This window comes from Actinopolyspora sp. BKK2, from assembly GCF_011291845.1.
GTDB lineage: Bacteria > Actinomycetota > Actinomycetes > Mycobacteriales > Pseudonocardiaceae > Actinopolyspora > Actinopolyspora saharensis.
On record NZ_JAANTE010000002.1, the window covers coordinates 367,487 to 380,820 of the forward strand.

The window sequence follows — 13,334 nt, forward strand, 5'->3', positions numbered from 1 at the left end:
CGGTTGGCGGAGCCTTCCCCCGGGCACCCGCGTCCCGTCTCCTTCGGGGCCCGCGACCACGAAGCGGACGTTTCGCGTGAAACGTGCTTTCCGGAGTCGCTCCAGGGTGAATGTCCCGCGCGGAACCGCCACGTGTGCGCGGTGTCATCGCGAGTCGTGTGCCCGCGATGCCTCGATCGTGCGAGACGTCCGTCCTAGACTTACTAGTGAACTCGTTCACAAGCGGCGGACGTGGCGAGGCCTGCGAAAAGTCGGGTCCGCGAAGGCGCTCCGGCGCGTTGTGACGGTCGGACCGGTGCTCACCGGTCCGGGAAACGACGAACACAAGGAGTGTCATGACAACGACCCCCGGTCGAACAGGAAACACCGATGACGCCGAGGTGATCGTCGTCGGAGCGGGACCGGCGGGGGCCACGGCCGCGGCTTACCTGGCCCAGGCGGGACTGGACGTGCTCGTGCTGGAGAAGAGCGCCTTCCCGCGGGAGAAGGTGTGCGGGGACGGCCTCACCCCGCGCGGGGTCAAGGAACTCATCGATCTCGGGGTGGACACTCGCGAGGAGGCGGGCTGGCTGCACAACCGGGGGCTGCGCGTGGTCTCGGGCGGGGTCCGCCTGGAGCTGGACTGGCCGGAGCTGGCCGACTACCCGCCCTACGGGGTGGTGCGGCCCCGGCACGACTTCGACGACCTCCTCGTGCGGCACGCCCAGCAGGCGGGCGCCCGGCTGGTGGAGCGGACCTCGGTGAACTCGGCCCTGGTCGACGAGCGCACCGGCCGGATCGCCGGGGTGCACGCCAAGTCGGGCCCGGAGCGCACCGAGGTCACCTACCGGGCTCCGCTGGTGGTCTCCTGCGACGGGGTATCCGGCAGGCTCGCGCTCTCCATGGGGCTGCAGCGCAAGGAGGACCGCCCGATGGGGGTGGCGGTCCGGCGCTACTACGAGAGCCCGCGCACCGCTGACGACTACCTGGAGTCGCACATGGAGCTGTGGGACCGCTCCAACCCGGCCGATCCGAAGCTGCTCCCCGGGTACGGCTGGATCTTCGGCATGGGGGACGGCACGGTCAACGTCGGTCTCGGAGCGCTTTCCAGCTCGAAGGCCTACGGCAAGACCAACTACCGCTCACTGCTGCGCACCTGGCTGGAAGGAACCCCCGACGAATGGGGGCTGCGGGAGGACAACGCCACGGGCAAGATCGGCGGGGCCGCACTGCCCATGGGGTTCAACCGCAAGCCGCACTACGGTTCCGGCCTGTTGCTGGTGGGCGACTCCGGCGGAATGGTGAATCCGTTCAACGGCGAGGGGATCGCCTACGCCATGGAATCGGCGCGCCTGGCCGCCGAGTGCGTGGTGCAGGCCCGGGCCCGGCCCGAGGGGATGGCCCGCGAGCGGGCGCTGGCCCGTTACCCGGACGCGGTCGCCGAATCGCTCGGTGGCTACTTCCGGATGGGGAATCTGTTCAGCAAGATCATCGGTCACCCGACCGTGCTGCACATGGCCACCAAGTACGGAATGCCGCGGGTGACCCTGATGCGCTTCGTGCTCAAGTTGATGGGCAACCTCTACGACCGGAGGGGCGGTGACGTGATGGATCGTGTGATAAGTGCCACTACTCGTCTCACGCCTAGCGCCTGAGGGGTCGTGTCTGATCAGATTCCACCGGCCTTGTGTGGTAATTCATAAAGTTAGGTTCACCTCAATACGGGGTGGACCCAACCGACCGCATACAGTGCCGAACAACGGTCACCGAGTTCGCTCGGGGCGTCGCGGGAACTGGAGTTAAGGAGGCGGGCACGGTGCTGGATCCATACATCCCGCTGGTGCTGATGTTCGCGTTGGCGTTCGGTTTCGCCGTGTTCTCCGTCGCGATCGCGCCGTTGGTCGGTCCGCGCCGGTACAACAGGGCCAAGCTCGACGCCTACGAGTGCGGTATCGAACCCTCACCGCAGCCGGTCGGGGGCGGCGGCCGGATGCCGGTCGCCTACTACCTGACGGCGATGATGTTCATCCTCTTCGACATCGAGATGGTCTTCCTGTTCCCGTACGCGGTCTCCGCCGACGCGCTCGGGCTCTACGGCGTGGTCGCGGTGATCCTGTTCATCGTCACGTTCGGATTCGCCGATCTCTACGTGTGGCGGCGTGGTGGCTTCGATTGGGACTGAACGTGAGGGCGAACCGCGGAGACGTCCGGATCGGCGTCGTCCCGTGGGGCGGGGCCACTCGTGGAAGGGAGTGCCGAGATGGGGCTTGAGGAAAGCCTGCCCAACGGCATCCTGCTGGCCAATGTGGAAAAACTCGTCAACTGGACCCGCAAGACCTCGATGTGGCCTGCGACCTTCGGGTTGGCCTGCTGCGCGATCGAGATGATGACGGTGGGCGGGTCCCGCTACGACATCGCGCGGTTCGGGATGGAGAGATTCTCGGCCACCCCGCGCCAGGCCGATCTGATGATCGTGGCGGGGCGGGTCACCAACAAGATGGCGCCGGTGCTGCGGCAGATCTACGACCAGATGCCCGAACCCCGCTGGGTGCTGGCCATGGGCGTGTGCGCCTCCACCGGGGGGATGTTCAACAACTACGCGGTGGTGCAGGGCGTGGACCACGTGGTTCCGGTGGACATGTACCTGCCCGGGTGCCCTCCCCGCCCGGAGATGCTGCTCGACGCGATTCTCAAGCTGCACGCCAAGGTCATGGACGAGCCGATCAACGGCAAGCGTGCCGCGCTCCAGGTCGAGGAGGGCAAGCGCACGGAGCTGACCGCCTCCTCGGAGAAGTACGCCCCGAAGCGGGCGGGCAAGCGCCGGATGGCCGAGAGGCAGCAGGACGCGCAGCGGCGCGAGATGGGCGCCGAGGGAGCGCTGGGCGCCGCGGGCGTGGAGGGGCTGCCGCCCGGTGGCGGTTCCGGGGACCAGCGGCGACGCGAAGAGAAGTCGACGGGTAGGTGATTGTCGATGAGCGGTGACGGGACCGCGGGCGGTCTTCCCGAGACCGCGGCGGAGCACGGTGGTCCGCCCGGGCAGGAGCCGGGTGCCGACGAGCAGCCGGTGGTCGCCGGGCGCCCCCGCGAGGGGATGTTCGGGGTCACGGGCCCCGGCGACACCTCGGGGTACGGCGGCCTGCGGGTGCCCGCCTACGTGCCGCCCGCAGCGGAGCGCCCCTTCGGCGGCTGGTTCGACGAGGTCGCCGACGGGCTGTTCGACGGGATGAGCCGCCGGGGGATCCCCTCCGACGCGGTGCTGCGCATCACCGTGGACAGAGGCGAGATCACCTTCTACGTCGACCGGAGGCACCTGCTCGAGATCTGCCGCACTTTCCGGGACGAACCGGATCTGCGGTTCGAGTTCTGCAGCAGCTTGTCCGGTGTGGACTACGGCCCCGACGTCCCGCAGCGGCTGCACTCGGTCTGCCATCTCACGTCCATGACCTACCGGCGCAGGATCAGGGTGGAGGTGGCCGTCGACGTCGCGGACCCGCGGATCCCCTCGGTCGTGGAGGTGTACCCCACGGCGGACTTCCAGGAGCGCGAGGCCTGGGACATGTACGGAATCGTCTACGACGACCACCCCTCCCTGACCCGCATCCTCATGCCGGACGACTGGGAGGGCCATCCGCAGCGGAAGGACTACCCGCTCGGCGGCATCCCGGTGGAGTACAAGGGCGAGGGCGCCGAGGTCCCCCCGCCCGACCAGCGCAGGTCCTACACGTGAGCGGGTGTGAACCCGTCGGGTGCGATCACCGGGCCGCAGGCCGGACGGTCGCGCTGTTCGAGGAGGACGCATGAGTATCGACGCCGAACAGGACGGCGGAGCCCGCTCCGGGGCGGACCCGTTCTCGGCCGAGGCCAGGGAGACCACCGAGGGAAGGGTCTACACGGTCACCGGGGGTGACTGGGAGGACTTCCTGGACGACGCGGAGCAGGAGGAGCGCGTCGTCATCAACCTGGGGCCGCAGCACCCCTCGACCCACGGCGTGCTGCGGCTGGTGCTGGAACTGGAGGGCGAACGGGTAACCAAGGCCCGCTCGGTGATCGGCTACCTGCACACCGGCATCGAGAAGAACACCGAGTACCGCACCTGGACCCAGGGCGTCACCTTCGTCACGCGGATGGACTACCTGGCGCCGCTGTACAACGAGGCCGCCTACTCCATGGGCGTGGAGAAGCTGCTGCGGATCTCCGCGCCGAAGAGGGCGGAGACGATCCGGGTGCTGCTGATGGAGCTGAACCGCATCTCCTCGCACCTGGTCTTTCTGGCCACCGGCGCCATGGAGCTGGGCTCCACCACCGGTATGACCCTCGGGTTCAGGGACCGGGAGGAGGTGCTGCACCTGCTGGAGTTCCTCACCGGGCTGCGGATGAACCACGCGTTCATCCGTCCGGGGGGAGTCGCCCAGGACCTTCCGGAGAACTACCGGGAGAAGATCCTGGAGTTCTGCAAGGTCATGGACAGCAGGCTGACCGACTACGACAAGCTGTTCTCCGGGCAGCCGATCTGGAAGCAGCGGTTGAGCGGGGTGGGCTACCTCCCGCTGGACTCGTGCCTGGCGCTGGGCACCAGCGGCCCGATCCTGCGCTCGGCCGGGCTCGGCTGGGACCTGCGCAAGGTGCAGCCGTACTGCGGCTACGAGGAGTACGACTTCGACGTCCCGACCAGCACCGACGCCGACTGCTTCTCCCGGTTCCTGCTGCGGGTCGAGGAGATCAGGCAGTCGCTGCGGATCGTGCGGCAGTGCGTGGACAAGATGGAGTCGGGGCCGGTCATGGTGGACGACCCCAAGATCGCCTGGCCCGCGCAGCTGACGATCGGGCCGGACGGCATGGGCAACTCGCTCGACCACGTGCGCAAGATCATGGGTCAGTCGATGGAGTCGCTGATCCACCACTTCAAGCTGGTCACCGAAGGGTTCGACGTTCCACCGGGGCAGGCCTACGTGCCGGTGGAGGCGCCGCGCGGCGAGCTCGGCTACCACGTGGTCTCCGACGGGGGCACCCGACCGATGCGGGTGCACGTGCGCGACCCCAGCTTCGTGAATTTGCAGGCGTTCCCCGCGATGGCCGAGGGCGGCCTGGTCGCGGACGTGATCGCCGTCGTTGCCTCGATCGATCCGGTGATGGGTGGGGTGGATCGTTAGATGACCGAGCAGTTCGACTACACCACGACCGAGCACGTGGTCGGCCCCGAAGCGGGCGACCAGGGCGCGGAGGAGACGGTCTTCGACGAGCGGGTGCGCACCGAGGCCCGACTCGTCGTGGAGCGCTACCCGGAGTCGCGCTCGGCGCTGCTGCCCATGCTGCACCTGGTGCAGTCGGTGCAGGGGCACGTCACCCCGGAGGGGATGAACTTCTGCGCCGAGCAGCTCGCGCTGTCCACGGCCGAGGTCAACGCGGTCGCCACGTTCTACACGATGTACAAGCGCCGACCGTGCGGGCAGTTCCTGGTCAGCGTCTGCACCAACACGCTGTGCGCCGCCATGGGCGGTGACGAGATATACCGCGCGCTGTCCGAGGAGCTCGGGGCCGGGCACGAGGAGACGGCGGGCACCCCCGGAGCCGAGGGCTCGGTGACGCTGGAGCACGCCGAGTGCCTGGCCGCCTGCGACTTCGCCCCGGTGCTGCAGGTCAACTACGAGTACTTCGACAACCAGACGGTGGACGAGGCGCTGGAAACGGTTCGCGCCCTGCGGCGGGGCGAACGCCGGTCCCCGACCCGCGGGGCACCGCTGACCGACTTCCGCGACACCGAACGTCAGCTCGCCGGGTTCTTCGACGGTCCGGGGGCGGAGGAGGCCACCACGGCGTCCGCCGCGGCCCCGGAGACGGTCCGCGGTGCCGAGCAGGCCCGCGAGCGCGGTTGGATGGCCCCGCCGATGCCCGACGAAGTCGAACTTCCGCCGATTCCGGACAAGAAGTGAGGGCAGGCGATGAGCGAAGCGAACGCCCACGAGGTCGAGGGGCGCGCGGCGACCAACCCGCTCACCCCGGTGCTTACCCGGCGCTGGCTGTCGCCGGAGTCCTGGTCACTGCGCACCTACGAGGAGCTGGAGGGCTACACCGCCCTGCGCACCGCTCTGGCGGCCCATCCCGACCAGCTCATCGAGCTGGTCAAGGCGGCCGGGTTGCGCGGCAGGGGCGGGGCCGGGTTCCCCTCCGGCGTCAAGTGGGGCTTCATGCCCAAGGACCCGTCCAAGCCGCACTACCTGGTCATAAACGCCGACGAGGGCGAGCCGGGAACGTGCAAGGACGTCCCGCTGATGATGGCCGACCCGCACTCGCTGATCGAGGGGTGCGTCATCGCCGCCTACGCGATGCGCGCCAACCACTGCATGATCTACGTGCGGGGCGAGGCGCTGCACTGCATGCGCAGGCTGCACCAGGCCGTGCAGGAGGCCTACTCGGCGGGCTACCTCGGCGAGAACATCCTCGACTCCGGGTTCGACCTGGACGTGGTCGTGCACGCGGGGGCGGGAGCCTACATCTGCGGTGAGGAGACGGCGCTGCTGGACTCCCTCGAGGGGAAGCGCGGGCAGCCGAGGCTGAAACCGCCGTTCCCCGCGCAGGCCGGGCTCTACTCCTGCCCGACCACGGTCAACAACGTCGAGACGATCGCCACGGTGCCCTACATCGTCAACGGCGGGGTGGACTGGTTCCGCTCCATGGGGCGCGAGAAGTCCCCCGGCCCGAAGATCTTCTCGCTGTCCGGGCACGTCGAACGCCCGGGCCAGTACGAGGCCCCGCTGGGGACGACGCTGCGGGAGCTGCTCGAAATGGCCGGCGGGATGAAGGACGGCATCCCGCTGAAGTTCTGGACGCCGGGAGGTTCCTCGACTCCGCTGTTCACGGCCGACCACCTCGACGTGCCGCTGGACTTCGAGGGAGCGACCGAGGCCGGGTCGATGCTGGGCACCACGGCGCTGATGATCTTCAACGAGACGGTCTCGGTCCCGTGGGCGGTGATGAAGTGGACCCAGTTCTACGAGCACGAGTCCTGCGGCAAGTGCACCCCGTGCCGCGAGGGCTGCTTCTGGCTGGCCCAGGTGCTGGAACGGATGGTCGAGGGCCGCGGGACCGAGGAGGACATCGACACCCTGCTCGACGTCTGCGACAACGTGCTGGGCCGTTCGTTCTGCGCGCTCGGTGACGGCGCGGTCAGCCCCATCACCAGCGGTATCAAGTACTTCCGCGAGGAGTTCCGCGCGCTGTGCGCGAGCAATCGCGGTCAGGACACGACAGAGGCTTCCGAATCCGCGTTGGCAGGAGTGGCCCGATGACGGTGGCATCCGCGTCCGGAAACGACACCGCGGAGAACCGGCCGGTGCCCGAGGGGCACGTCCGACTGACGATCGACGGGATCGAGGTGGACGCCCCGAAGGGGGAGCTGGTTATCCGCACGGCCGAGCGGCTGGGCATCGTGGTTCCGCGTTTCTGCGACCACCCGCTGCTCGACCCGGCAGGCGCCTGCAGGCAGTGCCTGGTGGAGATCGAGGTCAACGGCAAGCCCATGCCCAAGCCCGCGGCCTCCTGCACGATGGCGGTCGCCGACGGGATGGTCGTCCACACCCAGCAGACCTCGGCGGTGGCGGACAAGGCCCAGCAGGGCGTGATGGAGCTGCTGCTGATCAACCACCCGCTGGACTGCCCGATCTGCGACAAGGGCGGGGAGTGCCCGCTGCAGAACCAGGCGCTCAAGCACGGGCGCGCCGACTCGCGCTTCGTGGACAAGAAGCGGACGTTCGCGAAGCCGGTTTCGATCTCCTCGCAGATCCTGCTCGACCGGGAGCGCTGCGTGCTGTGCCAGCGCTGCACCCGCTTCTCCAAGCAGATAGCCGGTGACCCGTTCATCGAGATGCTGGAACGCGGTGCGCTGCAGCAGATAGGTACCGGCGAGCAGCAGCCCTTCCAGTCCTACTTCTCCGGCAACACCATCCAGATCTGCCCGGTGGGGGCGTTGACCAGCGCGGCCTACCGGTTCCGCTCCCGACCCTTCGACCTCGTCTCCACACCGGGGGTCTGCGAGCACTGCTCCGCGGGGTGCTCCCAGCGCACGGACTGGCGCCGCGGGAAGGTGATGCGCAGGCTCGCCGGGGACGACCCCGAGGTCAACGAGGAGTGGAACTGCGACAAGGGCCGCTTCGCGTTCCGCTACGCCACGGCGGCCGACCGGTTCACCCGGCCGCTGGTGCGGGACCGCCGGTCGGGACGGCTGCGGGAGACCTCCTGGACCGAGGCGCTGCGCGTGGCGGCCGACGGGCTGCTCAGCGCCCGCGACTCCGGAGGGGTCGGGGTGCTGCCCGGCGGCAGGCTCACCCGCGAGGACGCCTACGCCTACGGGAAGTTCGCCCGGGTGGCGCTGCGCACCAACGACATCGACCACCGCGCCAGGCCGCACTCCACGGAGGAGCTCGACTTCCTCGGCGCCGCCGTCGTCGGAACTGGCCCGGAGGACGGGGTCACCTACGCGGGGATCGAGTCCGCCCCGACGGTGCTGTGCGTGGCCTTCGAACCGGAGGAGGAGTCCCCGATCGTCTTCCTGCGGCTGCGCAAGGCGGCCAGGGACAAGGGGACCAGGGTGCACCACCTCGGGCAGTGGGGCTCTCCGGGGGTGGAGAAGACCACCGAGATCGCCGACGCGGGCAGCCCGATCCACAGCGGGGAGCTGCTGCGGTGCCTTCCCGGCGAGGAGGCGGCCGTGCTCTCCGAGCTCCCGGAGGAGATCGAGCGGGAACTGAGCGAACCGGGCTCGGTGCTGCTGCTCGGCGAGCGCTGCGCCCAGGTGCCCGGCCTGTACTCGGCAGCGATGCGCGTGGCCGAGCGCACCGGTGCGCGCCCGGCCTGGATCCCGCGCCGCGCGGGCGAGCGCGGCGCCGTGGAGGCGGGAACCCTGCCGACGCTGCTGCCGAACGGACGCCCGGTCTCGGACTCGGTCGTGCGGGCCGACGTCGAGCGGCAGTGGGGGATGGACGAGGGCGGCATCCCCGGCCTCCCCGGCAAGGAACTGGAGGGAATCCTCGCCGCGACCGAGTCGGGGGAGCTGTCCGGGTTGCTGGTTGGCGGAGTCGAACCGGACGACCTGCCCGATCCCGCGCAGGCCGAGCGGGCGCTGCGGGCGGCCGACTTCGTCGTCAGCCTCGAGCTGCGCCCGAGCGGCGTGACCGAGTTGGCCGACGTGGTGCTGCCCGTGGCCCCGACCGTCGAGAAGTCGGGGACCTTCCTGAACTGGGAGGGCCGTGCCCGCGAGTTCGAGGTGACCATCGAGGGGACCGGGGCGCTGCCGGACTGCCGCGTGCTGGACACGCTCGCGGTCGAGATGGACGTGGACCTGTTCACCCAGACCCCGGCCGCGGTGGCGGGTGAGCTGGCCAGGCTCGGGCCGAATCCCGGAGCGCGGCCGAAGCCCCCGGACGTCCCGGCGACCCGCCCCGGAAGTCCGGGTGAGGGCAGGGCGCTGCTGGCCACCTGGAGGCACCTGCTGGACAACGGGAGCCTGCAGGTCGAGGAGCCGAACCTCGCCGGAACGGCCCGCCCCCCGGTGGCGCGGGTGTCCGCCGGAACGGCGCGGCGGCTGGGCCTGGCCTCCGGCCGGACGGTGCGGGTCAGCACCGCGCACGGGGAGCTGACGCTGGAGTCCGAAGTGGTCGAGATGCCGGACGAGGTGGTGTGGCTGCCCGGGAACTCGGGTTCGGCGCGGCTGAACCGGGTGCTCGGGGCCGGGCACGGTTCCGTGGTGAGCATCGCGGTCGGGCCGGTTCCGGCGCCGCGCAGCGCCCCCTCCGGAGCGGACGAGGCGGCCGGGGCGGAGATCCCGGCCGGGACGGTGGAGCGGGAGGGCGCGGTCTCCGCGCCTGCATCGGTCCGCGGTCCCAACGGTCACGGTTCCGAGCACGGCGGCTTGAACGGTTCCGGGCGCAACGGGACCGGCCGTGCGGACACCGACGGGGGTGACGCGTGAACATGAACGAGACGGCACGCCTGATCGGGGACGACCCCATCTGGCTGATCCTGATCAAGGTAGTGGGGACCTTCGCGTTCCTCGTCGTGATGACCCTGCTGACCATCTGGGCGGAGCGCAGGGTCATCGGCAGGATGCAGCAGCGCCCCGGGCCGAACAGGGCCGGTCCGTTCGGGATGCTGCAGTCCCTCGCGGACGGCCTCAAGCTCGCGTTCAAGGAGGACATACGTCCGGTCCTGGCCGACAAGTGGATCTACATCCTGGCTCCGGTCGTGTCGGCCACCCCGGCGCTGGTGGCGTTCTCGGTGATCCCCGTCGGCGGTGAGGTGACCATCTTCGGGGAGCGCACCGCCCTGCAGCTGGTGGAGCTGCCGGTGAGCCTGCTCGTGGTGCTCGCCTGCGCCTCGGTCGGGGTCTACGGCATCGTGCTGGCGGGCTGGTCCTCCGGATCGCCGTACCCGCTGCTGGGTGCGCTGCGCTCGGCCGCGCAGGTGATCTCCTACGAGATCGCGATGGGGCTGTCGTTCATCGCGGTCATCCTCTACGCGGGAACGCTGTCCACATCGGGCATAGTGGCGGCCCAGGAGAACGGCTGGTTCTTCGCGCTGCTGCCGTTCAGCTTCGTCGTCTACGCCATCGCCATGGTCGGTGAGACCAACCGCGCTCCCTTCGACCTGCCCGAGGCCGAGTCGGAGCTGGTCGGCGGTTTCCACACCGAGTACTCCTCGCTGAAGTTCGCGCTGTTCTTCCTCGCCGAGTACATCAACATGGTCACCGTCTCCGCGCTGGCGACCACGCTGTTCCTCGGCGGGTGGCACGCGCCGTGGCCGCTCTACCTGGTCGGCGACGGGGTGCTGAACACGGGCTGGTGGCCGGTGCTGTGGTTCCTGCTCAAGACGATGCTCTTCCTGTTCGTGTTCGTCTGGCTGCGCGGCACGCTGCCGAGGTTGCGCTACGACCAGTTCATGAACCTGGGGTGGAAGGTGCTGGTCCCGCTGAGCCTGGTGTGGATCTGCGCCGTCACCGCGATAAGGGGGATCCGCAACGCCGACCTGCTCGGTTCGCAGCAGTTCCTGTTCATCGGCGGCGGTGTGGTCGTGGCCCTGCTGATCCTGGCCTTCCTCGTTCCGGACCGCAAACCTCCGGAGGAGGAGACCGCCGAGAACGAAGTGCCGCTCTCCGGAGGCGGTTACCCGGTACCTCCCACGGACCTGAGGGTCCCGGAGAACCCGCGCGCGACCACGGTCCCGACTGCTTCGGGGACGCGTTCCCGGCTGCCGGAGGCCGGACAGGAGCCCACCAGCTCAACTAAGGAGGCACCCGATGGGAATGACTGATCCCCTGAAGGGCTTCGGAGTCACGCTGTCCAAGATGTTCAAAACGGTGCTCACGGAGGAGTACCCGGAGGTCAAGAAGATTCCCGCCCCGCGGTTCCACGGCAAGCACCAGCTCAACAGGCATCCGGACGGGCTGGAGAAGTGCGTGGGCTGCGAGCTGTGCGCCTGGGCGTGCCCGGCCGACGCGATATTCGTCGAGGGCGGGACCAACACCGACGAGGAGCGCTACTCGCCGGGCGAGCGCTACGGGTTCGACTACCAGATCAACTACCTGAGGTGCATCGGTTGCGGGCTCTGCATCGAGGCGTGCCCCACCAGGGCGCTGACGATGACCAACGAGTACGAGACCGCCGACGACGACCGCCAGAACCTGATCTACACCAAGGAGGACCTGCTAGCCCCGCTGCTGCCCGGCATGGAGCAGCCCCCGCACGACATGCGGCTCGGTGAGAACGAGCAGGACTACTACGTCAACGGTCCGGAACTCGCCCGTCAGCAGGGAGTGCCCTCCGACACGACGGTCGAGACCGGTGGCGAGGAGGCCGTGCGGTGATGACCTTGGCGGTTTCCGGCGCGACGCTCGCGCAGACGACGCTGGCCCAGCAGGGTGTGGTGGGCACGGGCGAGACCGTGGTCTTCTGGATCCTCGGGCCGCTGGCGCTGCTCGGGGCGCTGGGCATGGTGTTCGCGCGCAGCGCGGTGCACTCGGCGCTGTGGCTGGTGCTGACGATGCTGAGCCTGGGCGTGCTCTACATGGCCCAGAGCGCCCAGTTCCTCGGATTCACCCAGATCATCGTCTACACCGGCGCGATCATGATGCTGTTCCTGTTCGTGCTGATGGTGGTCGGCAGGGACGCCTCCGACTCGGTGGTCGAGGTCCTGCGCGGTCAGCGCCTGGCCGCGGCCGTGCTCGGAGTGGCGTTCGCGGCGCTGCTGGTGGCGGGACTGGCCCGCTCGTTGACCGACGTGGTCCCCGCCGCCCCGCTCAACCCGTGGGCTCCGGGAGGCGGCGCCGCGGGCGGTCTCGGTCAGGTGATCTTCACCGACTACCTCTTCCCGTTCGAGCTCACCTCGGCGCTGCTGATCACCGCCTCGCTCGGTGCGATGGTGCTGGCCTACGGCGGCAAGGGGCGCAAGCCGCGCATGGGACAGCGGGAGACCGTGGAGGCGCGCTTCCGCGGTGAGTACTCCCGCCCCTCGCCGCTTCCGGGCCCCGGCGTCTACGCCACGGCGAACTCCGTGGCCACGCCCGCGCTGCTGCCGGACGGCTCGGTTGCCGAGGACTCGCTGTCGGACATCTTGGACACCACTCCCGTGGAGCGGCTGCGCGCCGATCGGACCGCGGTCTCCGGCCGCACCGGGCAACCCGATGCGCACGCGCTGACCGGACAACCCACCCGGGAGGGCGGTGCCGACGGGGGCACCGAGCGGCCCGCCGACGCGGACGCCGCGGTGGAGGGGCCTGCGAGCGGTTCCGCCGAACAGGGCGGTTCCCCCGGCGGCAGCGCGGCGAGCGGCGGCGGAACCGACGACGGCGCGACCAACGGCAAGAACGGTCGGGGCGAGGACAACGGCTCCGCCCCGGCGGGCAACGACGGCGTCCCCGACAACCCCGGGACCGACGCCGACTCACCCGAGGAGGTCAGGCAGTGACCCCCACTCATTACCTGCTGCTCTCGGCGCTGCTGTTCACCATCGGCACGGTCGGGGTGCTGGTGCGGCGGAACGCGATCGTGCTGTTCATGTGCGTGGAGCTGATGCTCAACGCGGTCAACCTCTCGCTGGTCACCTTCGCCCGGATCGAGGGAACGATCGACGGCCAGGTCATGGCCTTCTTCGTGATGGTCGTCGCCGCGGCCGAGGTGGTCGTCGGCCTGGCGATCATCATGTCCATCTTCCGGACCCGCCGATCCGCCTCCGTCGACGACGCCAACCTGCTGAAGTACTAGCCCACACCGAACGGACGCACAGCGAATGGACCCACGGAACGGATGGGGAGACAGCGTGACGACTTCCATTCTGGCCGCTCCGGAGCCGGTACAGGCAGCTCAGGG

The 13,334-nt window shown here is 69.5% G+C and carries 12 protein-coding genes; all 12 read left to right on the forward strand.

Annotated elements, in window-relative coordinates:
- Nucleotides 1-335: 335 nt before the first annotated feature.
- The gene (locus G9Q41_RS05540; protein WP_165631892.1) at nucleotides 336-1,634 is read left to right on the forward strand and encodes a geranylgeranyl reductase family protein; all 1,299 of its coding nucleotides are present in this window, start codon (nucleotides 336-338) and stop codon (nucleotides 1,632-1,634) included.
- 161 nt (nucleotides 1,635-1,795) lie between these two features.
- Nucleotides 1,796-2,161 (forward strand): NADH-quinone oxidoreductase subunit A, encoded by a 366-nt coding sequence (locus tag G9Q41_RS05545; protein WP_026152761.1) that lies wholly within the window; start codon nucleotides 1,796-1,798, stop codon nucleotides 2,159-2,161.
- 78 nt (nucleotides 2,162-2,239) lie between these two features.
- A complete protein-coding gene (locus G9Q41_RS21795; RefSeq protein ID WP_092525791.1) occupies nucleotides 2,240-2,944 on the forward strand; it encodes an NADH-quinone oxidoreductase subunit B in 705 nt (234 codons plus the stop codon).
- A 6-nt stretch (nucleotides 2,945-2,950) separates the two neighbouring features.
- Nucleotides 2,951-3,706 (forward strand): NADH-quinone oxidoreductase subunit C, encoded by a 756-nt coding sequence (locus G9Q41_RS05555; protein WP_165631891.1) that lies wholly within the window; start codon nucleotides 2,951-2,953, stop codon nucleotides 3,704-3,706.
- Between the two features lie 70 nt (nucleotides 3,707-3,776).
- Nucleotides 3,777-5,129, forward strand: coding sequence for an NADH-quinone oxidoreductase subunit D (locus G9Q41_RS05560; RefSeq protein WP_092525793.1), 1,353 nt, complete (start codon nucleotides 3,777-3,779; stop codon nucleotides 5,127-5,129).
- Nucleotides 5,130-5,909: an NADH-quinone oxidoreductase subunit NuoE gene (gene nuoE, locus G9Q41_RS05565; protein WP_165631890.1), complete on the forward strand. Its 780-nt coding sequence runs from the start codon at nucleotides 5,130-5,132 to the stop codon at nucleotides 5,907-5,909.
- 9 nt (nucleotides 5,910-5,918) lie between these two features.
- A complete protein-coding gene (gene nuoF / locus G9Q41_RS05570) occupies nucleotides 5,919-7,265 on the forward strand; it encodes an NADH-quinone oxidoreductase subunit NuoF (RefSeq protein WP_092525797.1) in 1,347 nt (448 codons plus the stop codon).
- Complete coding sequence (locus tag G9Q41_RS05575) at nucleotides 7,262-9,943, forward strand: NADH-quinone oxidoreductase subunit G (RefSeq protein WP_165631889.1); 2,682 nt, start codon at nucleotides 7,262-7,264, stop codon at nucleotides 9,941-9,943. Before nuoF ends, G9Q41_RS05575 begins: the two co-directional genes overlap by 4 nt.
- 2 nt (nucleotides 9,944-9,945) lie before the next feature.
- Nucleotides 9,946-11,280, forward strand: a complete 1,335-nt coding sequence (gene nuoH, locus G9Q41_RS05580; RefSeq protein ID WP_092525801.1) for an NADH-quinone oxidoreductase subunit NuoH — start codon at nucleotides 9,946-9,948, stop codon at nucleotides 11,278-11,280.
- On the forward strand, nucleotides 11,267-11,833 hold the full coding sequence (gene nuoI, locus G9Q41_RS05585) for an NADH-quinone oxidoreductase subunit NuoI (protein ID WP_175455142.1): 567 nt from the start codon (nucleotides 11,267-11,269) through the stop codon (nucleotides 11,831-11,833). Before nuoH ends, nuoI begins: the two co-directional genes overlap by 14 nt.
- Nucleotides 11,833-12,933, forward strand: coding sequence for an NADH-quinone oxidoreductase subunit J (locus G9Q41_RS05590; RefSeq protein ID WP_165631888.1), 1,101 nt, complete (start codon nucleotides 11,833-11,835; stop codon nucleotides 12,931-12,933). The genes nuoI and G9Q41_RS05590 overlap by 1 nt, the downstream gene beginning before the upstream one ends.
- Nucleotides 12,930-13,229 carry an NADH-quinone oxidoreductase subunit NuoK gene (nuoK, locus tag G9Q41_RS05595; RefSeq protein WP_092525807.1) on the forward strand — a complete coding sequence of 100 codons (300 nt, stop codon included), beginning with the start codon at nucleotides 12,930-12,932 and terminating at the stop codon, nucleotides 13,227-13,229. Before G9Q41_RS05590 ends, nuoK begins: the two co-directional genes overlap by 4 nt.
- The last annotated feature ends 105 nt before the right edge of the window (nucleotides 13,230-13,334 follow it).